At 65.0% G+C, this 20,407-nt stretch carries 18 protein-coding genes; 4 read left to right on the forward strand and 14 right to left on the reverse strand.

Translation table 11 applies throughout. The features are described from left to right. The first annotated feature begins 38 nt into the window (after window positions 1-38). Window positions 39-581, forward strand: a complete 543-nt coding sequence (speG, locus tag PI87_RS15670) for a spermidine N1-acetyltransferase (protein WP_039598648.1) — start codon at window positions 39-41, stop codon at window positions 579-581. Window positions 582-594: 13 nt separating this feature from the next. Here the strand turns inward: speG and PI87_RS15675 are convergent, their stop codons facing one another. After that, window positions 595-1,299 (reverse strand): ArsR/SmtB family transcription factor, encoded by a 705-nt coding sequence (locus PI87_RS15675; RefSeq protein ID WP_039598649.1) that lies wholly within the window; start codon window positions 1,297-1,299, stop codon window positions 595-597. Between the two features lie 108 nt (window positions 1,300-1,407). On the opposite strand from PI87_RS15675, the gene PI87_RS15680 reads away from it, so the two are divergent. The 3 genes from PI87_RS15680 (at window position 1,408) to PI87_RS15690 (ending at window position 4,217) form a co-directional block, all read left to right on the forward strand. Further along, window positions 1,408-2,538, forward strand: coding sequence for a cytochrome P450 (locus tag PI87_RS15680; RefSeq protein ID WP_039598650.1), 1,131 nt, complete (start codon window positions 1,408-1,410; stop codon window positions 2,536-2,538). A 42-nt stretch (window positions 2,539-2,580) separates the two neighbouring features. Beyond that, window positions 2,581-2,925, forward strand: coding sequence for an antibiotic biosynthesis monooxygenase family protein (locus tag PI87_RS15685; protein WP_039598651.1), 345 nt, complete (start codon window positions 2,581-2,583; stop codon window positions 2,923-2,925). 137 nt (window positions 2,926-3,062) lie between these two features. Further along, window positions 3,063-4,217 (forward strand): Gfo/Idh/MocA family protein, encoded by a 1,155-nt coding sequence (locus PI87_RS15690; RefSeq protein ID WP_039598652.1) that lies wholly within the window; start codon window positions 3,063-3,065, stop codon window positions 4,215-4,217. Between the two features lie 55 nt (window positions 4,218-4,272). Here the strand turns inward: PI87_RS15690 and PI87_RS15695 are convergent, their stop codons facing one another. From PI87_RS15695 to cpaB, 13 genes are all read right to left on the reverse strand, one after another. Then, on the reverse strand, window positions 4,273-4,563 hold the full coding sequence (locus PI87_RS15695; RefSeq protein WP_039598653.1) for a membrane protein: 291 nt from the start codon (window positions 4,561-4,563) through the stop codon (window positions 4,273-4,275). Between the two features lie 175 nt (window positions 4,564-4,738). Further along, entirely contained in the window at window positions 4,739-7,978 is a 3,240-nt protein-coding gene (locus PI87_RS15700) for a bifunctional cytochrome P450/NADPH--P450 reductase (protein ID WP_039598654.1), read from the reverse strand. A 148-nt stretch (window positions 7,979-8,126) separates the two neighbouring features. Further along, complete coding sequence (locus PI87_RS15705) at window positions 8,127-8,915, reverse strand: DUF2968 domain-containing protein (protein WP_039598655.1); 789 nt, start codon at window positions 8,913-8,915, stop codon at window positions 8,127-8,129. Window positions 8,916-9,021: 106 nt separating this feature from the next. Next, complete coding sequence (locus PI87_RS15710) at window positions 9,022-10,419, reverse strand: sigma-54-dependent Fis family transcriptional regulator (protein ID WP_039598656.1); 1,398 nt, start codon at window positions 10,417-10,419, stop codon at window positions 9,022-9,024. Between the two features lie 15 nt (window positions 10,420-10,434). Next, the gene (locus tag PI87_RS15715; RefSeq protein ID WP_269746646.1) at window positions 10,435-12,114 is read right to left on the reverse strand and encodes a TadG family pilus assembly protein; all 1,680 of its coding nucleotides are present in this window, start codon (window positions 12,112-12,114) and stop codon (window positions 10,435-10,437) included. 70 nt (window positions 12,115-12,184) lie between these two features. Next, on the reverse strand, window positions 12,185-12,517 hold the full coding sequence (locus PI87_RS15720; RefSeq protein ID WP_039598657.1) for a DUF3613 domain-containing protein: 333 nt from the start codon (window positions 12,515-12,517) through the stop codon (window positions 12,185-12,187). Next, window positions 12,514-13,437 (reverse strand): tetratricopeptide repeat protein, encoded by a 924-nt coding sequence (locus PI87_RS15725; protein WP_039598658.1) that lies wholly within the window; start codon window positions 13,435-13,437, stop codon window positions 12,514-12,516. Before PI87_RS15725 ends, PI87_RS15720 begins: the two co-directional genes overlap by 4 nt. A gap of 1 nt (window position 13,438) precedes the next feature. Continuing rightward, window positions 13,439-14,428, reverse strand: a complete 990-nt coding sequence (locus tag PI87_RS15730) for a type II secretion system F family protein (RefSeq protein WP_039598659.1) — start codon at window positions 14,426-14,428, stop codon at window positions 13,439-13,441. A 9-nt stretch (window positions 14,429-14,437) separates the two neighbouring features. Next, on the reverse strand, window positions 14,438-15,364 hold the full coding sequence (locus tag PI87_RS15735) for a type II secretion system F family protein (RefSeq protein WP_039598660.1): 927 nt from the start codon (window positions 15,362-15,364) through the stop codon (window positions 14,438-14,440). Next, the gene (locus tag PI87_RS15740; protein WP_039598661.1) at window positions 15,357-16,721 is read right to left on the reverse strand and encodes a CpaF family protein; all 1,365 of its coding nucleotides are present in this window, start codon (window positions 16,719-16,721) and stop codon (window positions 15,357-15,359) included. Before PI87_RS15740 ends, PI87_RS15735 begins: the two co-directional genes overlap by 8 nt. Beyond that, on the reverse strand, window positions 16,718-18,073 hold the full coding sequence (locus tag PI87_RS15745) for an AAA family ATPase (protein ID WP_039598662.1): 1,356 nt from the start codon (window positions 18,071-18,073) through the stop codon (window positions 16,718-16,720). Before PI87_RS15745 ends, PI87_RS15740 begins: the two co-directional genes overlap by 4 nt. A 9-nt stretch (window positions 18,074-18,082) precedes the next feature. Continuing rightward, window positions 18,083-19,450: a type II and III secretion system protein family protein gene (locus PI87_RS15750; RefSeq protein WP_039598663.1), complete on the reverse strand. Its 1,368-nt coding sequence runs from the start codon at window positions 19,448-19,450 to the stop codon at window positions 18,083-18,085. Further along, complete coding sequence (cpaB, locus tag PI87_RS15755) at window positions 19,443-20,369, reverse strand: Flp pilus assembly protein CpaB (RefSeq protein WP_039598664.1); 927 nt, start codon at window positions 20,367-20,369, stop codon at window positions 19,443-19,445. The genes PI87_RS15750 and cpaB overlap by 8 nt, the downstream gene beginning before the upstream one ends. Between the last annotated feature and the right edge of the window lie 38 nt (window positions 20,370-20,407).

Consider the following 20,407-nt stretch of genomic DNA (forward strand, 5'->3'; position numbering starts at 1 on the left):
GATGCCGCGCGCGCCCTCAACACAACAAGGACAACACCATGGTGATCGAAAAAGCCCGCGACCTTTCCCTGCGCCCGCTGGAGCGCAATGACCTGCGCTTCGTGCACGAGCTGAACAACGACGCGAAGATCATGCGCTACTGGTTCGAAGAACCGTACGAGACCTTCACCGAACTCTCGCAACTCTACGACCGCCACGTGCATGATCAGCGCGAGCGCCGCTTCATCTGCGAGAACGATGCCGGTGAAGCCGTTGGCCTGGTCGAGCTGATGGAGCTGAACTACATCCACCGCCGTGGCGAGTTCCAGATCATCATCGCGCCCGGCTGGCAGGGGCACGGCTATGCATCAACCGCGACCCGGTTGGCCGTCGACTACGCGTTCATGGTGCTGAACTTGCACAAGCTGTATCTGGTCGTCGACGTGGAGAACAAGCGCGCGATCCACGTGTACGAGAAGTGCGGCTTCCAGCGTGAGGGGGAGCTGATCGAAGAGTTCTTCAGCAACGGCGCGTATCACAACGCCTTGCGGATGTGCGTGTTCCAGCGCGACTACGTGAGCGCGGTTCGCAGCGCCAGTTGACGACGGCGGGCAGCTACGCGGTGCGCAGCCATGCGTGCAACTCACGCTGCCCGAGGTCGGTCATCGCCAGCGCACGTGAGTGTTTCTGCCGCGCGAGCCAGCCGAGCGCAATGCAGCGCTCCGCCACTGCGGCCCCGAGCGCGCCAGCCAAATGCGGGCGGCGCTCGCTCCAATCCATGCAGCCGTAAGCAAAGCGGCGGCGCCCGCTGCGCAAGACAGCCACATCGACACCGATGGCGGCAAAGGCACGCTCCCCTTCTGGCGTGACGTCATAGGCGGCATGTGTCTCATCGAGCTGCTCAAGCCAGCCGCACGCCAGCAGTTTCTCCGACACCTCCGTACCAAGTTGCCCGGCCAGGTGGTCGTAGCACAACCGTGCTGCGCGCAGATTCTCGGGCACGGTCGAACGGCGCGGGTCTGCGGGTTTTTCTGGTGCCACCACCAGCAGCGATTCGATCATTTCCGCCACCGCCGGCGAGCGCAGCCCGAAGTACTTGTAGCGCCCGCTGGCCAGCGACGTGATGAGCGCATCGGCCTCCAACCGGCGCAGGTGCGCGCTGGCCGTGGCGGGTTCCACGCCCGCGCCGTAGGCCAACTCCTTGGCGGTGAGCGAGCGGCCTTCCATCAACAGCAGCAGCATGCGGATGCGGGTCGGATCGCCAATGGTGGCGGCCACCCGGCCGATATCAGGTTGTGTTGCTTGGGAAGATGCGGTCATGGTTCGATGCAGACCAAACTGTTGGTGCGTGACAGGCGCCGGGCCAGTCCAGACAATAGGAGCCATCTTACTCCCGCCACCGCCCCCTCTATCAGGCCGACCGCCGCCATGGACATCACCCTCGCCCCGCCCGCCGACCCGCTGCAGGCCATCGTGCATGCCGACCCCACGCCGTACTACGCCGAGCTGGCCGCCACGCGCCCTTTCTACTTCGATGCCGCACTCGGCTGGTGGGTTGCCGCCGGCGCCAATGCGGTGGATGCCGTGCTCAACAGCGCCGCCTGCCGCGTCCGCCCCGCAGAAGAACGCGTGCCCAACGCAGTCGCCGCATCGTCAACCGGCGCGTTCTTCGGCCGCCTCGTCCGGCAGATCGACGGGCCAGACCACGGCGCACGCAAAGCCACGGTGATGGCTGCGCTGGGCCGGCTGGATGTGGCCGCGCTGGCCGCCCGCGCACAGCAGCAAGCGCATGCCGCGCTGCCCGATGCGGCCGCACTGGACGCCGCGTTGAACACCGACGCGCATTTCCGCGTACCACTGGCCGCCATCGCGCAAACGCTGCTGGGCGATCAGGCCGACACGCACGCCTGCCAGGCCGACATTGCCGCCTACCTGGTGGCGCTCGGCCCCAACACCAGTGCATCGACCGTCGAACAAGCAGATGCCGCTGTCGGCCGCCTGCAGCAACGCTTTGCCGATTCGCCGCTCGCCACCAGCGATGACGATGCCGAGATCAGCAACCTCGCCGCCCTGCTTGCGCAAACCTATGACGCATGCGCCGGGCTGCTGGGCAACAGCATCGTCACGCTGGCGCGGCACCCGGAACTGATCGAGCGCCTGCGCACAGCGCCTGAGGCGATCGAGCCCTTCGTGCGAGAAGTCCTGCGCCTGGACGCGCCGGTGCAGAACACGCGCCGCTTTGTCGCCCACGACACCGAACTGCTCGGACAGCCGTTGCACGCGGGCGACCGCATCCTCGTGCTACTGGCCGCCGCCAATGTGGATGCCACGGCCAACCCCGATCCGCTGCGCTTGCGCCTCGATCGCGCCCAGCCACGCCTATGGACTTTCGGTGGCGGCGTGCACCGTTGCCCAGCCGAGACCCTGGCAGTGGTGATTGCACGCGAAACCGTGCAGCATCTGTTGCGCCTACCAGGCATTGCGCGCTGGCTCGCCAACCTTGGCGAGATCACCTACCGCTCATCCCCCAACGCACGCATCCCAGTATTCCAAGCCTGACCTGACGTTTCGACAATCCGACCATCCACCAGGAGCCTCGCCATGATCGCCGTCATCTTTGAAGTCGTGCCCGCCGCCGGCCAGCGTGATACCTACCTCAACATTGCCGCGCGCCTGAAGCCGCTGCTGGAGCAGATCGACGGCTTCATTTCGGTCGAGCGCTTCCAGAGCCTGACCAACCCCGACAAGCTGCTCTCGCTATCGTTCTTTCGTGATGAAGAGGCCATCAAGGCGTGGCGCAACCTGGAGCAGCACCGCAGCGCGCAGCATGTCGGCCGCGAGAGCGCGTTTGCCGATTACCGCCTGCGCATCGCGCATGTGGTTCGCGACTACGGCCTGAACGAGCGCGAACAGGCTCCCACCGACAGCCGCGCCGAACACGCCTGACTTGCCGCCAAGCCCGATGTGACGCCCTCGGGCGTCCGCGGGCATCGCCTTTGCTACATGGTTGCGGAGCCCGCACTGAATGACGCGTCGCACCATGGCGCGTCACTTCCGTGCGCAACGATTGCAAAGGAGTTGTCATGTCTACCGCTTTTCACGAGGCCGAACCTGCTCTGCAGGCCACCCCAGCCCGCACCCAGCACCGGCCGGTGCGCTATGCCGTGGTCGGCGCCGGGTGGATCTCCCAGGCGGCCTTCCTGCCCGGCGTGGCGCATAGCGGCAACTCCGTCGTCACCGCGCTGGTCACGGGTGACACCGCCAAGGCCAACGCGTTGGCCGGGCGCTACGGCATCGCACACGTCTACGACTATGCCGATTACGAACACCTGCTGACCGGCGGCGAGATCGACGCCATCTACCTCGCGCTGCCCAACGACATGCACCGGCAGTACGCGCTGCCCGCGCTGCAACGCGGCATCCACGTGCTGCTGGAAAAACCCATGGCCACCAGCGAGGCCGATTGCGAAGCCATGATCGAAGCGGCCCACCACGGCAACGCAAAACTGATGATCGCGTACCGGCTGCATTTCGAGCCGGCCACGCTGGCCGCCATTGAACTCGTGCGGGCAGGCAAGCTGGGGCACATTCGCGCGTTCTCGGCCGTGTTCAGCCAATCGGTCGCGCCGTCCAATCACCGTGCCAGTCACGGCTACTGGGCGGGCCCAGTGTCGGACATGGGCGTGTACCCGATCAACGCCGTGCGCAACCTGTTCGGTGAGGAGCCCGTGGAAGTGGCAGCCGTCGGCGTGCGGAATCCGGACCTGCCCTTCAACTTTGACGACACGGTTGCGGTGACATTGCGCTTTGCCGATCAGCGCGTCGCGCAGCTCACCGTCAGCTACAGCGCAACGTGGGTCGACCAGTACCGCGTTCTCGGCACCAAGGGCGATCTGGAGGTATCACCGGGTTTTACGTTTGGCTCGGGCCTGCGGCACCGTCTCACGCTTGGCGGCCACACGCATGAACGCGCGTTCGATGCCAGCAACCAGTTTGGCGGCGAGCTGCAGTACTTTTCCGACTGCATCCTGAACGACCTTGAGCCGGAGCCGAATGGCGAGGAAGGGCTGGCCGACGTGCGCATCCTGGCCGCCATCGAGCGTGCGCTGGAATCGGGGCAACCGCAAAACCTGGGGCCGTTTCATCGCCACGGCCGCATGGAAGCCGCACAGGTGCGCAAACTGCCGGCCGTGTCGGCACCGGAACTGGTGGATGCAGCAGAGCCCAGCGTGGGCTGAAGCAGAAGGAACCGCGGAAGGACCAGCGCCCGCAACGAACGGCGGGCGCGGAGAATTACAGCTTGATGCGCTGCACAGCGTCACGCATGCGCAGGCGGGTGGACACGTCGGAGTTGTTGGTGTTGCCGCTGCCGTCGGTTTCCATGGCGTTGTCGCAGCGCCATTCGGTGGCTGCGCCGCTGTCGGTCAGCGCACAGACGCGGTGGGTCCAGCGGTCCCACACGAACACATCGCTACCCGCCTCACCGGAGAGCAGTGGCTCGAACCGGTACATCCACAAGTACCCGACACCCAGCAGGGTCAGTACCAAAATCGCCATCCAGGACGCTTTGATTCGGCGCCACATCGTCATTTCTCCTCGCAGAAGCGCCGCGCCGGACACGTCAGACTGTGCGTCGCCGTGCTCAAAAACGCGGTGCTTCAAGCGCAAATCGTAACATGCGGCGTGCCCGCCCCCGCCCAGGCGAGTAGGACGATGCGGCGGTGCGGCGGTGCGGCGAGCCGGGGTACGCCCGACAGCCTCAGTTGAAGACGTCCTGCCGGTAGCGTCCGGATTGCATCTGTGCGGTCAGCCAGTCCGATGCGGTGGCCAGATCGCTGGCGTAGCGCGCCTGGTACATGCGGATGAGTGTGTCGCGCACGGCCGGCGCCATAGCGCGGCCATCGCCGCAAACGTACAGCGTGGCGCCCGCGTCGAATGCAGCCCACACGGCCTCGCGCGCATCCCACAAGACGTGCTGCACAAAGCGATGCGGGTGGTCGTCCACGCACGAGTACGCCTGGAAGACACGCACCACGCCGGCATCTTCCCAGGTGCGCAGGGCATCGCGGTACAGGAAGTCGTGCTCAGGATGCCGGCTGCCGTTGCACAGCAGCGATGTCGCAACGGTCTCGCCTGCTGCCTGCAGCGTGGCACGCTCCTCCAGAAAACCCCGGAACGGCGCGATGCCCGTGCCGGCACAGATCAGCACCATCGGCTTGCTGGCGTCCGCATCGGGCGCGAACGGCGGGTTGGGCGTGCGCACCGTGGCGGCGATCTCCGCGCCGGTCGGCAACTGCATCAGGTAGTTCGATGCCGTGCCGCGATACGTACCGACACCCGACCAAGCCGGCCCCGACACCGTGCCCACCGTCAGAGCAACCACATCCGGCGAGACACGTGCCGACGAGGCGATCGAATAGAAGCGCGGCCGCATGGCGCCCAGGCGCGCGAGGAAGCCCTCCAATGTCAGTTCAATGGCAGGAAAGCGGAGCAGCAGATCCAGCACGCTTACATGCGCGGCCTGGATGTCCTGATCGAAGCGTTGCGCTGCTGCCTCCCCTTCGATCCACATGGCAAGCTGGCTGCGCGTGAACGGGCAACGCGTGATCGCGTGCAGCGCGGTGACATCGCGCGCGGTGGCGGTGTCCTGTAGCTCAACAAAGTCGCGCAGCAACTGGCGCACGGTCACGGGCTGGTTGAGCGGCAGATGGCGCACATGGGCATGCTGCGCTGTCAACGTGACGAGCGCTTCGCCTTCCAGGCCGAGCCGGGCGATGGCCGCCTCGACACGGTCATCGGCATTGCGCGGGTAGACGGCAAGGTGGTCGCCGGTGGCATAGGTCACGCCTTCTGGCAGCCGCACGGTCAGGTGACGCGTCGGGCCGCGTGGGGCCTCTCGGGTGAAATCCCACAGACCGGTTGGATCGCTGACGAGTTCTTCGTTGGCGAGCACGGTCATGCTGCGCGCCGCAGCCGGCAGCACTGCGGCGCGTACGGCGTCAGGCGCGAGGTAGCGCACGCTCACGGCGGCCGCGTCGGTCTGCACCTGGCGCGTACCGAGGGTGCTCCACAGGTTGCGTGTCCAGGCATCGACGGCGGCATCGAAACCACCGTTGCCGTCGGCCTCGCCGCGCGGCACGATGGCTTGCGCGCCGGACGCAGCCAGCATGGCCTCCACCCGCTTGGGAAACGCTTGGAACGCCGGCCACTGCGAGTTACCGCAACCCAGCACGGCATAGCGCAAACCGGGCGCCTGCCGGACCAGTGCGTCGGCCGAATCGAGCCGCGCTTCCAAGGTGCGGGCGCTGTCCGGCGCACGGCCGTTGTAGGTGGCCGCCACCACGACGAGCGTGCCCTGCTGCGGCAGCGCATCGGCAATGGCATCCAGCGGCGCCACCTTGGCATCAAAGCCTGCGCGCGATGCAGTGGCGGCAATCTGCTCGGCAATATCCTGGCACGTGCCAAGGCTGCCGCCGTACAGCACATGCATTGGCTCTCCGCCACCGGCCAGCGTGGCTTGTGCATCGGCATCCGCCACGGCACCGGCTGGCGACGGCATCACAACCAACAACCGCTCGCGTGCATTGCGCAGCCGCGCACGCAGGTGGAAGCCGTCCGGCTTGAGCGTCAGCGTCTCCTTGATGTGGAACGCGTAGTCATGCGGGTCGGACAGCGCAAAGCGTTGCAGGATCACCGCCAGCGCCAGCTTGGCTTCGGTCAGCGCGAACTGGCGGCCGATACAGGCACGCTCGCCGTTGCCGAAGGGCTTGTAGGCGTGTGGGTGGATACGGGCTTCGTTTTCGGGCAGGAAACGGTCGATGTCAAACACCTCGGGGCGATCCCACACCGCAGGGTCACGATGCAGCGCCATCAGTACGGTCACCACGCGCTGATCCTTGCGGATGGCATAGCGGCCGCCGATGCGGGTGTCTTCATACGGCGCCACGCCAAAGCTCGGGGCCGTGGGCCACAGGCGTAGCGTTTCCTTCAGCACGCGCTCGATCACGTCGAGCTGCGCCAGATGCGCGTACTGCGGCACGGTATCGCCCGGCAACACGCGATCGACTTCGGCATAGGCTTGGGCTAGCACGGCGGGATGGCGCAACAGCAGGTACAGCGCGAACGTCAGCATCCCGCTGGTGGTCTCGTGCCCCGCAATCAGGAAGGTGATGACCTGGAAGCGGATGTTGGTGTCGTCCAGCGGCAGGTCCGTCACCGGATCGCGCGCGTTGAGCATCAGGCCCAGCAGATCGCTCGCGCCCGTGCCACCGTCTTGCGCATGGCGGCGTGTGCGGATCACCTCGTCCACCAGTTGGTGCATGGCGGCCACATCCTGCTCGAAGCGGCGATGGTGCTCGCGCATGAACTTGTCTTTGAGCGGCAAGCGCGTGAGCTTGCCCATCGCCTCGGACAGCACCCCCACCATGGCCGCCAGGAACGGATGCAGTTCGGGTGTAGTGAACGAATCGAAGCGGTATCCGAAGCCGGCCAGCGAGATGGTGTCGAGCGTGAGCCGCGTCATGTCGTCGGCCACGGGGATGTCGGCGTCGGGACCCTGGCGCGTCCACTTGTCTGCCAGCGCATTGGCCACTTCGAGCATCACGTCGAAGTAGCCCTTCATGGCGCGCTGGCTGAAGGCCGGCAGCAGGATGCGGTGGGCTTTGCCCCAGTTGGGCTCGTCCTGGTGGGCGGTGAAAAGGCCGTCGCCCGCTCCGGCGCGCAGGAAGGACAACGGCGGGCCGATCAGCTTGCGAAAGCGCGTTTCGTCGGACAGCTCGGCCACCAGGTCGGCGGAATAGACAAACGGCACGCGGCGGCCGCCAAAGTCGAGTTGATAGATCCCTTCGGGAAACTGCCGGCTGGTTTCCAGCAGCGCCTGGGCAAGGCCGTCTTTGGGCAGTTGAAGCAGGTTGCCCAACCAGGGCAAGCCCTTGGGCTGGGGAATGGGCGCCGCGGCGGCGGCTGAGGCGTTGGCGGGCAACTCGGAGGCGGAACGCATGCGCGGTCGACTGCGAAAATGGGTTGTCCGCCAATGTACGCGCCACCCGGTTCGGCATCAAACGTCATCACCGTGTTTGAATACCAGCCCCTAAAAGTGCATCGGGCGACCCGTGGGCCGCCCGATCTGGGGTACTGCGACGTGCCGATCAGCGATTGCGCTGCGACGGCGTGAACGGCGCGTTGACCTGCGCTTCCAGCGCGCGAATCTGGCGCTGCAGCTCGTCCACGCGGGCGCGGGCGGCGCGGCGTTCCACGTCCAGCGTATCGGCTTCGGAGCGGGCAACCTTCTGGCGCTCCTGCGCCTGGGCCTGCTGCTGGCGCTGGATGTCCAGGTCGGTCTTCAGGCCACGCAGCTTTTCTTCCTGTGCAGCGATCTGGCGCTCGGAACGCTCCTTCTGGGCCTCCAGGCGGATGCGCTGCAGCTCCAGATCGGCCATCGTACGCGTCTGCTTGGCGAACTCGTTGTACAGGCGCTCGGCAGAGGCTTCGTTGGTGGTCTTGATGACGCGCCAGAGGTCCTTCTGCTGGAACAGCGTCACGTAGTAGGTCAGGTCACTCTGGGCAAACAGCAGGCTGGCACCGTAGGCGCCGTTGTAGGTGGTGCGCAGCTCCGACAATTCGTGGGCCTGCATGCGGCGCTGCAACTCAAGAACGGTGCTGTTGCCGGCCGGGCTCTCGGCGCGGGCGACGCTATTGCTGGCAGTGGGCGTGCTGGTGGCCGCAGTTGCGTTGGCCTGACCAACCGTGGCGGTCAGTGCCGGCACAGGTGCAGCCGCGGCAATCGGTGCAATGGCGGTGGGTGGTGCTGCCGGGCTTTGCGCCACGGCCGATGTGCAGGCGGCGGTGCCCGCCATGGCTGCCACCGCGGCCGCAATGGCCAATCCCCTCTGAAACGCCTGTTGCGACGCTTTCCCTGACTGTTTTGTTGTTGTCATCTCGACCCTGTGGATTCTGCGCAGGTGTTGCAGCCGAAAACTATACGCGATCCGCCGCCCGAGTGGCGCGCCAGGGGGCCGTCAGACAGGGGGGTGTTGTTTGGTGTCACTCCAGCTCGCGCAACTCGGTTTCGCCATCGGCAATCTGGTATTTGCGCATCTTTTCCCACAGCACCTTGCGGCTGATGCCCAAGGTGGCGGCAGTGTCCTGGCGGCGCCAGTTGTTGGCATCCAGCGCGGCCAGGATGCGGCGGCGCTCCTCATCGCTGCCATTGCCACGGTCGTGGCCATTGCCCCCGTTGCCGCCATGGGTCTCGCGCTCGAAGGCGTCGCGCTGCAGGCCGGCAAACAGGGGCAGGATGCGGGTCTCGTCCCAGCGACCGAACTGGCGCAGGGTAATACCGAGGCGCTCAGCCAGATTGCGCAACTCGCGCACATTGCCGGCAAAGTACGCGCGGCCAACCGACGCCCTCACCCACTCCGGCACCGGCGGCATGCTCTCGTAAGCCTTGTCGCCCAGTAGATGCCGCAGGAAGGACAGCAGCAGCGCTACCTTGTCGTCCGCGCCGCGCTGCTCCAGGCTGGGAATGCGCAGTTCGATCACCGCCAGGCGGAAGTACAGGTCTGCCCGAAACTTGCCGGTGGCGACCATCTCGCGCAGGTTCTTGTTGGTCGCGGCCACCAGCCGGAAATCCAGCTTCACGGGCACGGTCGAGCCCAGCCGCGTGCATTCGCTATCTTCCAGCACGCGCAGCAGCTTGACCTGCTGATACAGCGGCAGATCGCCCAGTTCATCAAGGAACAGCGTGCCGCCGTTGGCCTGTTCGAAATAGCCGCGGTGCGCATACATGGCCCCCGTGAATGCGCCCTTGGCGTGACCAAAGAATTGCGATTCGAACAGCCCATCCGGAATGGCACCGCAGTTGACGGCCACAAACGGGCCCTTGCCATACATGCTGTTCTTGTCGTGCAGCAGACGGGCGATGCGCTCTTTGCCGGCACCGGTCTCGCCGTAGAGCATGACGTTGCTGTCGCAGTCGGCAAAGGTGTCGACCTGCTCCAGCAGCCCATGCATGGCAGGCGACGCGGCCACGAGGTCGCTCTGGTCAGGGGCCTGCCCCTGCGCCGACGACATCGACGGCAAGACCTTGGTGATCTGTGCACGCAGCTCGGTCGCGCCAAAGTCCGGCCCGAGCACGTAGGTGTATTCCGGCGGGAAACGGCTCGAATCATGCTGCGTGTCTGCCGCTACCCAGATCACAGGCATGCCCTGCGCTGCCTGCCAATCGAGCACCGTAAAGCCGCCGCTTTCCACGACCGACGCGCTGATGACGGCCACCGCCGGCTTCAGGCGCGGCTCGGCCGGCTGGAAGTCGATGCCGCCCGCGCGGATCACCTCCGCCCCAAACGGCGCCATGAACCGCGCCACACGGTCGGCAATATCGTGGCGGCCTTCCCAGACGAATATCTCAAGCGTTTCGTACGCCCAGCGATCGGTTTTCATGTCGTCGCTTCCATGTCAGTAGACCAACTCGACAGCATCGCAGTCGAGCGAGAGGAGATTGATGTCGGCGTACCCGACTTGGATGCCGAGCGCTTTGAGCAAGGGGGTCAGGACGGCGTCAAGGGTCGAGCCAATCAGCGCGATCACTGGTGCAATGACGGGCGCCAGAGCCGCCCCTAGCGGAACGGTTACCCCAAGAAGAGTCACATTGAGTTGAAGCTGACTCAGGTTGCTGTTCAAGATCGAACTGAAGACGGCCTGGGTCGCCACACGTGGCGGAGAGTTCCCGCTGGTATCCGTCTGCGGATTCTGGCCAATTTGCGTGGCCGCAATGGTTTCATCGCCCCAGTTGGAATTGGCCGCCGGTGACACATTGGCCTTGATACTCACTGACCCGACGAGGGGCCCCAAATCCACCAGAGGTGCGGGAGACGCGGCTGCGCAATTCATTGCGCCACTCACCGCCGTATCTGCACCGGTAGCAATACACAGCGAAACGGGTTGAGGCTGGGCGGAGATCGTGGCCGTCGAGCTGGTACGAGGAACCGTACAGCTAGTCGATTTCGCATGGGCCTGAGCCGCCGCGACTTGCAGGCCAATCGGAACGCTCACGGCCAGCAGTCCCGGTGCGCCCACCACGACCCCGACCCCCAACCGCACCTGCGCAGTCCGAGCCTGCGTCCTCCACTGCCCCGCATTCGGCCCAGACAGAAACTGCCCCGGTGGTCCGACCGCAATCGCCGGCGGTTCGATGATCTTCAACGACAGCGTGACAGCGCCCAGCCCAACAAGGTTCAGTGTGACGGGGGCCACGTTCACTGCCGACTGGCTATTGGCAATCTGCGCCGCGGTCGTCAGCAGATCAAGCACGTTCACAGTGGCATTCAGCGCAGCCTGCTCGTTACCAGCCAGTGCCAGCACCGACAGCAGCCCAGGTGACGAGGCGCCACCATCGCCGATGTTGATCGGCACATTCAGATCGCTGCCATACGACAGCGTATTGCTGGCCCCTGCTCCACCCACCGACACCCCCGCCAGCCCTGACTGCGATGCAACCGAGATCACAGTGGTAAAGAAGCTACCCAGGCTGGGCGACAGCGCCAGCAACTGCTGCATGGAGCCCGCGCCGAGCGCAACCGCCAGATCCGCCAGCCGGATATTGGTCGTGGCGAGCCCCTGGTATGAGGCGGCGTCAAGATTGAGGTTGGTGTGCAGCAAATACCCAAGCAGCTGATTCAGCAGTCCGTTGTTGACGGATGCCAGCCCAGAGCCAAGTGAGAACGCCACGATGGACGTGTTCTTTGCAATGGCCGTCGCCTGCAACTGGCGGTTCCCGACAAGGAAGAAATACGGCACGTTCTGCGTGACCGTCACCTGCGCAGCATTGGTGTTGCCGTCGACGGCGGCCTGCGCAGTGAAGTACGTCGGCGCCGTGCCGGTGCTGGCATCCCACACCCCCGGCACTACCGCCAACGTGACATTGGTGCCATCAACCGTCAGCCCGTTCTGCCCCACCGCCTGTTGTGCTGCGTTGGGCAAGTCCAGCCGCTGTGCCGCCGCCATGGCGGCCAGATCTGCCGAGCGCTGCAACGCACGCTGCGTATAGAACAGATTGCCGATGTCGATCGACACGAGCACGGCCAAGCCAACCGTGGCGACAAAGACAGCCGTCATGACGCTCACCGCGCCGCGCATGCGGCCCAGTGTGGTTGCGGTTTGGCGAAGGTGGGGGGCGGATCGTTTCACGGCGGAAGAGTGACGATGCTTAACGCCCGGACGGCTGGGCCACGCTCTGCGTGGATGCCCGCGTTCCGGAGTTCTGCTGGGTCAGACCCGGCATCGTTTGGTTGAATGAATTGAGGTAGCGCTGGTACGCCAATGCAGCCTGCTCACCACGCAACGGCACGAGCTCGCCCGCATATGTTCCATCGCGCTGGGCCTTGAGCAACGTACGCGTGGCCTCGTTGACATTGGTGCCCGCTTTGGGCGCAGCCGACACGGTGGTCTGCGCGTCCGCCCCCGAGAAGCCCTGCCCGCCGGCGATACCGCACAGCATCCACGCCGCCATACCAACGCCCATCAGAATGCGATGCATCATTGCGCTACCTCCAACGTGTCAAGTAAGCGGCCCCGCTGCAGTGCCAGCGGGCGGGCCGCGGCACTCCCAGCATTGGCCACAGCCGCAGCAGACGCCGCAGCAGGCGAAACCACCGCCACAGCCCGCGGGGCTGCCAGCGCGGTGTCGCGGGCGATGCGCCGATCGCGCCAGGCGCTGCGCACACGCACCACGTCTTCATCGATGGCTTTGCGGGCAGATGCCGTCAGTTGCGCGCGCGAAGCCAGCGACGCGGCATCGTCCTTGCGCTCGCTCACGGTCAGCCAGATCATCAGGTTGCCTGCAATCTTGGGGTTGCCAGCGGCCATCTGTTGCGCCTGCATCAAGGGCACACGGGCTTGCTCGACCTCGCCGGCGCGCATCAGGGCATAGCCGTAGTCGCTGGCGGTATTGGCGTCCGTCGGATTGGCTTGCGCAGCGACCTGCAGCCGACGCGCCGCTTCGACAAAGTTGCCCTGGCGACCCGCTGTAATACCCAGCCCACGCCACGCACCAGCATTGAGCAGCGCTCCCTGCGTGCCCGCCCCCATCGTCGACGTTGCACTCACCACGGCGCGATAGTCGGCTTCGGCCGCAGCCAGTTGGTCAGTCTCCCGCAGGGCGTCGGCGCGCAACAGCATCACCTCCGGCGTGCGGCCGTAGCGCTGCTGGTAGGCATCAATATGTGCCAGCGACGCGTAGTACAGCCCCTGCTCCTGCATACGGCGGATCAGCGACAAGTACGTCGCCGGGCTGGTGATCTCGGCCTTCTCCTGGCTTTGACGCTGACGTGCCATATCAATATCGGCATCGGCACGCAGGCTCATGTCTGACGTGGCCATCGAGCCGCAGCCCGCCAGAAGTGCAGTGAGGACCGGCAGACTCGCCATCCAAGCCCGTGTCGTGATCGGGAGTCGTGTCATCTCAATTTCCCTCGTGATGTTGCAGACTGCGTATCACGCTCGTGAAGCCTGGCCCCGCAGTGACGATCAACAAGGCCGGAAGCAGCGTCAGCACCATGATCACGGTCATCTTGACGGTCAACTTGCCAACGCGCTCCTTCAACCAGGCACGGCGGCTCTCCTGCAGGCGACCACCAAACTGGCGCAGGGGCTCCTGCACAGCACCGCCAAAGCGGTCAACCTGTGTGAGCAGCGTGATCAGGCCCTTTAGATCTTCGTTGTCGAACAGTTTGGCAATGCGCAACAACGTCTGCTCTCGCGGGCGGCCCGATGCGAACTGCTGGTTGGCTCGACCAAACTCACCGGCCAGCACCGGCAGCATGCTGTGAAACTCATTGGCGATCACCTGCAGGCTCTGATCGATCGACAGACCCACCCCTTGCAGCAAACGCAGCATGTCGACCATGACCGGCAACTCGTCATCCACGCGACGGCGTCGGTTCTCTTTGCGGCGCCCGAGCAACCACTTGGGGCCCAGATAGCCCAGTGCAAAACCGACCATGCCCCACACGAACACAAACAGGATCGACGACGCATTGAGCGCCCCAATAACCGCCAGCAGTGGCGGCAGCACAATGCGCGTACCACCAAACATGGTGCGCGCGTGTTCGCCGTAGTAGCCACACTCTTCCAGCAGCTTGCGATCTTCCTCGGTGACGATGCGGCGCCCCAGGCCCGTATCGATCCAGCGCTGCCCCACTTTGGCAATCTGCTGCTGAATCTTCTGTGCCTCGCGAGGGCCGTGAGGGCTCGCCTTGGTTGCCGGCGGTACCGCTGGTGCCCCCGTAGTGACCGCCGGATTGGCAGTCGTTGCCCGCATGTTGGATAGCGCCGTATCGAGCTTGCGCGCGCTGCGATGCCGCGTGAATGCCGCGCGCAGCGCCAAACCGCCAAACACCAGCACACCTGCGGCTGCTGCGGTCAAGCTGAGGGTGATGAGCGTGTCGTCCATGCGCCCCCCTTAGACCGATTTCGCCAGCCGGGCGAGCATGACAGCACCTACCACTTCCATACCGAATGCCGTCATGATCAACGTCTTGCCGAACGGGTCACGCCACATCGACATGATGTAGGCGGCGTTGAACATGACAATGACACCACCGACCACCATCGGCAGCAGGCCAATGATCCACGCTGACAAACGGGTCTCGGCCGACAGCGCAAGCAGCTCGCGCTGAGCATGCTGGCGGTCACGCATGAACGCCGCAGTACGCTCCATCACAATGTCTGCGCGCCCGCCATAGCGTAGAGACAGGCGTAGCACCGACGACAGCAGGACCAGTTCGTTGACCCGGTATTGCTGCCCAACTGCCAGCACTGCGGCATCAAGATCCTTGCCGGCACGCTGCATTTGTGTGATGGCGATCAGGCAAGAGCGTAGCGGTTGCTCGGTGTTTGCACTCGCAGCCTGGAACGCCGCTGGCACAGCGCTACCGATGCTCATCAGGCGTACCACGCCGTCCAAGAATCCGGGCAGTTGCTGCAGCAGGCGTTCATTCATCTTCCGCGCGCGGTTCCAGAACAGAAAGACCGCAATGGTTGCGTACAGCATGAGCGCGATCACCGCAGACAGCAGCCCCAACACCGCCCATGCCACCAGCGCAATCACCAGCGCCGGCGCAACCAACAGCATGTAGAAGCGCCGGCTTGGCTCGATGTCGGCGCGGCGCAGCGCATCGTTCCAGGCTCGAGTCAGGGAGTCGGGCACGCTGACCGGCGCCGCCTCTGCGTTGGGCTGGTAGCGCGCGTTGATCTGCTCGGTCTGCACGCGCACGAAGCTGCGTGAAGCTTCTCGCTCACGTCGGCGCACGGACTCCGCCCACAGCATGAGCGACGCGCCCATCAGCAGAAGAGCCAGACAGCCGAACCAGAGCGTTGCGCTAGACATGGAAGCGGCCTCCGTTGCCGAATCCGCTCATGCCACCGTCCATGCCACCGCCGCCCTCCATCCCGTTGTTGCGCATGCGTGCCAGCTTGGGCGAATGGGGCTGCAGGCCGAGTGCCGTCCAGCGATCGACCTCCTCGCCGTCGGGGCCGATATAGGGCTCGTAGCGATACAGCTCCTGCGTGGAGATGATGTTGTCGCCCAGCCCGGTGACTTCCGTGATCGACAGGATGCGCCGCTTGCCGTTGGACAAGCGCCCGATCTGCACGATGAAATCGATGGCGTTGGTGATCTGGCGGCGCAGGCTCACCTCGCTGCCCTGAAAACCGGCAAAACCCGCCAGCATTTCCAGCCGGTACAGGCATTCGCGCGGGCTGCTGGCGTGGATGGTGCCCATTGAGCCATCGTGGCCGGTGCTCATGGCCTGCAGCATTTCCAGCACTTCGCCACCGCGTACTTCGCCCACGATGATGCGGTCCGGGCGCATACGCAGACTGTTGCGCAGCAACTCGCGAATCGTCACCACACCGGTGCCTTCAAAGCCACCGGGCCGGCTTTCCAGGCGCACTACGTGCGGGTGGTTGAGCGACAGCTCGGCCGTGTCTTCAATGGTGATCACGCGTTCGGTAATCGGGATGTGATACGCCATCGCGTTGAGCAACGAGGTTTTGCCCGAGCTCGTGCCGCCGCTCACCAGGATGTTGCAGCGTGCCCGCACGGCGGCATCGATCAGCGCGCCAATCTCCTCGTTCATCGTGCCCAGGCCAAGCAGGTCTTCGGGCTTGAGCGGATCCTTGCGGAACTTGCGGATCGACACCACCGGCCCTTCCAGCGCCAGCGGTGGAATGACCACGTTGATACGGCCACCGTCCGGCAGGCGCGCATCCACCATCGGGTTGGATTCATCCAGCCGGCGGCCAATCGGCGCGAGGATGCGACGCACAATGCGCAGCAGGTGGTTGTTGTCGGCAAAACGCACCGGAATGCGCTCCAGCACACCGTGGCGCGACACGTACACGTCTAGGTGGCCGTTGACGAGAATGTCTTCCACCGCGGGATCGGCCAGCAGATCCTCAATCGGGCCAAAGCCAGCCAATTCCTTGGTCAACGCCTCTGCAATCTGCCGCACTTCCGTCTCGTTGACGGGAATGCGGCGCATGCGCGTAAAACCTTCGACTTCCAGATCGACAAAACGCTGGATGGCGGTGCGCGACCAGCGTCCGAACTCGGCGCCCAGTTCTTCGATGCGTGTGAGCAGATGCTCGTGCGCGGCTTCCTTGATGTCTTGGAAGGCCTGCGTGACAGCAAACGCGCCGTTGCCTGCGTCCGCCTGGTTGGAAAACTCGATGGGTTGTGTCATGTCGCGTTCCGTCCAGTGGTACCCAGATCCAGTTCGTCCTGATCTGTCGATTTACGTTTGAGGCGCCCGTCCTGCCCTTTGCCGAATCGCCCGCCAAAGCGCGCGCCCATGCCCGCCACCCAGCCCGACATGCCCGAGGCGCGCTCGCTCTGCTGGGCATAGCCCAGTGTCTGCGCAATGTTGGCCAGCGCCTTCACATAGACGTCGTTCGGGTGGGTTTCCGCCAGCATTGCGCCCTGATTGGAGGCGATCACCAGTGCCTCGCGGCGGCTCGGTACCGTCAGCACCGAGGGGATCTCCAAGCGCTCGGCAATCTGCGCGGCATCCAGCGACAGACGCGTGTCGAACTTCGAGATGGTCAGGTGCAGGTGGTCGCGATCGATCTCGCGCTTCTTCAGCTCCTGCATCAGTTCGGCAGCCGAGACAATGGCGCCCACGCTCTGCTCGGTCACCAGCATCACGTCGTCGGCGGCCTTGACCAGTTGGGCAATGAAATCAATGTTGCCGAAACCACCCAGGTCAACCACCTGCAGGTCGAAGAACGTGCGCAGGCGGTTCAGCAGACCGAGCGCCTCGGAGAACGAGATGTCGCGCATCTCCGCCAGCGAGATCGGCAGCGGCAGCACCGCCAGCCCATTTGGATGGCGTGACAGCGCGGTCTGCACAAACACCTGGTCGAAGCGGCGCAGGTTGCGCACGGCCTCCACAAAGTGGAAGTTGGCCTGCACGTTCAGGTACAGCGCACCATCACGCAGCGGTTGGCCGAGGTCCATCAGCATCACATCGCTGGCTGACGTACGGCGCACCAGCGTGGCCAGATTGGCAGCGAGCGTCGTGGCGCCCACGCCTGGGCGCGCGCCGAGCACGGCCAGCACGCGGCCGCGGCGCGTCGGCTCGGTGGAAGCGCGCTCGGCCAGCAGGCGTCGCACCACGCGCACGGCCTCGGCAGGGGCGCCTTCCACATCAACGAAATCCTTCACACCGGCACGCAGCGCGGCCAGCATGGCACGGCCATCGGCTGCCGAGCCCACGGCCACCAGCGGCAACCCCGGGAACAAGCGCGTGAGTTGGCCAACCAGTTGCGTGGCCTCGCCAATGTCGTCGGCACCCTCGCCCAGCTTCTGGTCCTGATCCGGCACGTCGATCAGCGTGGGGGACGATGCGAAGCGTACGAACACCACTTCGGGATTCACCGAGCCGATCTGCTCCAGAAACGCATCGTGACCGGTGGTCTCGGCCACCAGCACACCCAGTTCGCGGATCGCGGCGGCCAGCCAGCGGTGCACGCCCGCTGCCTGCGCATCGCCCTGCACGCCACCACGTGCGCCACCGTGCAGAAGGAAGTAGTCCATGCCTGCCCCTTACTGCGAGAAGCCGGGCATGGTGGCCGGATCTGCCACCCCCAGTGCAAACGGGCGCCAGACAGCCTCGCCTGCGGTGTCACGATCCTGCCCGCCACTTTGGCCGGGCAGCATCTTCTCGATGGGCGCGTTGCGTGCCATCGGTTTGACCAGATGCGGCGTCACGATGATCACCAGCTCACGCTCTTCCTGGTTGTAGTTCAGGCGCTTGAAGAACGTCCCGATGATCGGCACGTCGCCCAGGAACGGCACCTTGTCTACATTGGAAAGCGTCGAACGGCTGACCAGCCCACCGATGACGAAGCTCTCGCCGTCGCCCAGCTCAACCGTGGTATCCGCACGGCGTGTGACGATGGCCGGCACGGTCGCGCCGTTGAGCGTGATGCCGCGGCTGAAGTCCAGGTCGCTCGCTTCCGGTGCCACTTTCAGGGCGATGCGGTTTTCCGACAGGATGGTGGGCGACACCGTCAAACCGATACCGAACGGTTTGTATTCAATCGTGGTGGTGCCCAGCGCCTGCGGCACGGGAATCGGAATCTCGCCGCCGGCCAGGAAGTTGGCGCTCTGCCCTGACAGGGCCACCAGACTGGGCTCAGCCAGCACGCGCGCCATGCCATTCGATTCAATCAGGCTCAAGTTGGCGAAGATGCCTTTGCTGACGGAACCAACCAGCAGGTTGAAAGCGGAGCTCAATGGCATGGTCGACTGCGTGCTCAGCCCCGTCGACGGGCTGAACGTGGCCTGTGTCAGCGACGACGGCGAGAACGTGCCGAAAGAGAATCCTCCCCTTGTGCGCGTGAAGTTCAGACCGGACTGCTTCAACACCGTCTTGCTGAACTCCACCACACGCACGTCGACCTGCACGGTGCCCGGCACGTTCATTGAAGTGTTGTCGACCACGTTGCCATTCTTGGGCTTTTCACCGCCACTCGCAGCGGCGGCCGAACGACGCGCACGCGCAAGCGCATATACATCCTTGGCCTGACCAGATACCACGGCCGTATCGCCTTGCGAGGTCACATTGGGGTCACCCGGCTCAGACTCGGCGGCATCCACCTGCACGTTGTAGGTCGTGGCGGCACCACCTTGCGTCCAGACCATGACGTTGGCTGCCCCCGGTTTCTTCGCGATGATCAACAGGCTATTGGCCGCGCCGCGCCCCTTGAGCAACAGCGCGTCGGCAATCTCGGGGTTTCCGATCGCAATGCGCTCGAGCGGCTTGCCCAAGCGAATCTCGCGTTGACTACCGGTCAGCAGATGCAGCGTCTGCCCAGCCGGCGCCGTTTCGGCAAACGCCGTCGATACAAAGACGGCGCAGCCCCACGCGAGTGCGCCCATCCAACCGCGAACCACGGCGGCATCAGTCATGTTGCTCCTCACGTTTACCTGCGCGGATGATCTCGACACCGGTGCTGGCAGTGCTGCTGCGAACCGTCGTACGGGCGGCCGCAACTGCCGGCAACGGTGTGGGCTGCATCAGGACGGGGCGGCGCGGCGACCCTGTCAGGCTGGACATCGACACGCCAGCCTGTGCAACGTCCATCGGGTTGCGATTGGCGGCAGCCAGCAGCGCGGCGTCCTGCGGTTTGACGGTTGGTTCAGCGTCGTCACCCGGGTTGCGCAGCGCAAGCAGCAGGCGACCGCTCTGATGCGCCATCGCCAGTTGGCTGACGGCTTCCACCGGCACCGCCAGCACCGCCGTCTTGGCCTGGTCAACCTTGCGCGTGACCGCGTTGCCGTCGGGCTGCTTCTGCGCCCCCTCATTGACCGCGAGCGGACCGAACGCCAGCACGCGCAGATGAGGCAACAGCAGTCGTGCCTGACTGTCTTCAATCTCCTGACTGTCCTTACGCATCACGAGGAACACGTCTACATAGTCCCCTGGCATGACACGGTTGCCGACACCAACCACTTCATCAACCGTGATGGCCACTGCGCGCTGCCCCGCCTCCACCTGCTGCGCCAACCCTGATGCAAGCTGGGAGGCGATCAGCGGCACGCCCACACCAACCGGGAGGATCGGCTCGCGCCCCACCACCTTGGATACATCGGAGAACGCGTCCGCCGGATTGATCGGCAATTGCTCGACGCCCAACTGGTCTGCCGTGATGGGCTTACCGGCCTCCAGTGGTTTGACGGTGACGACAATCGGATACACCGCCTTGCCGTCCTTCTGCACGGTCACCGGCGCAGGTGGGCGGTGCGCGCTCTTCCATGCCACCGCTCCAAGAATGGCGGCAAGCAGCAGCAGCGCGGCGGCGAAGATCTGGAGATGTTTGCTGGTCATCTAGGCAGCCTGTCGATGCAATCAATAAGAGAAGTTAG

The sequence above is a fragment of the Ralstonia sp. A12 genome (genome assembly GCF_000801955.1).
Classification (GTDB): domain Bacteria; phylum Pseudomonadota; class Gammaproteobacteria; order Burkholderiales; family Burkholderiaceae; genus Ralstonia.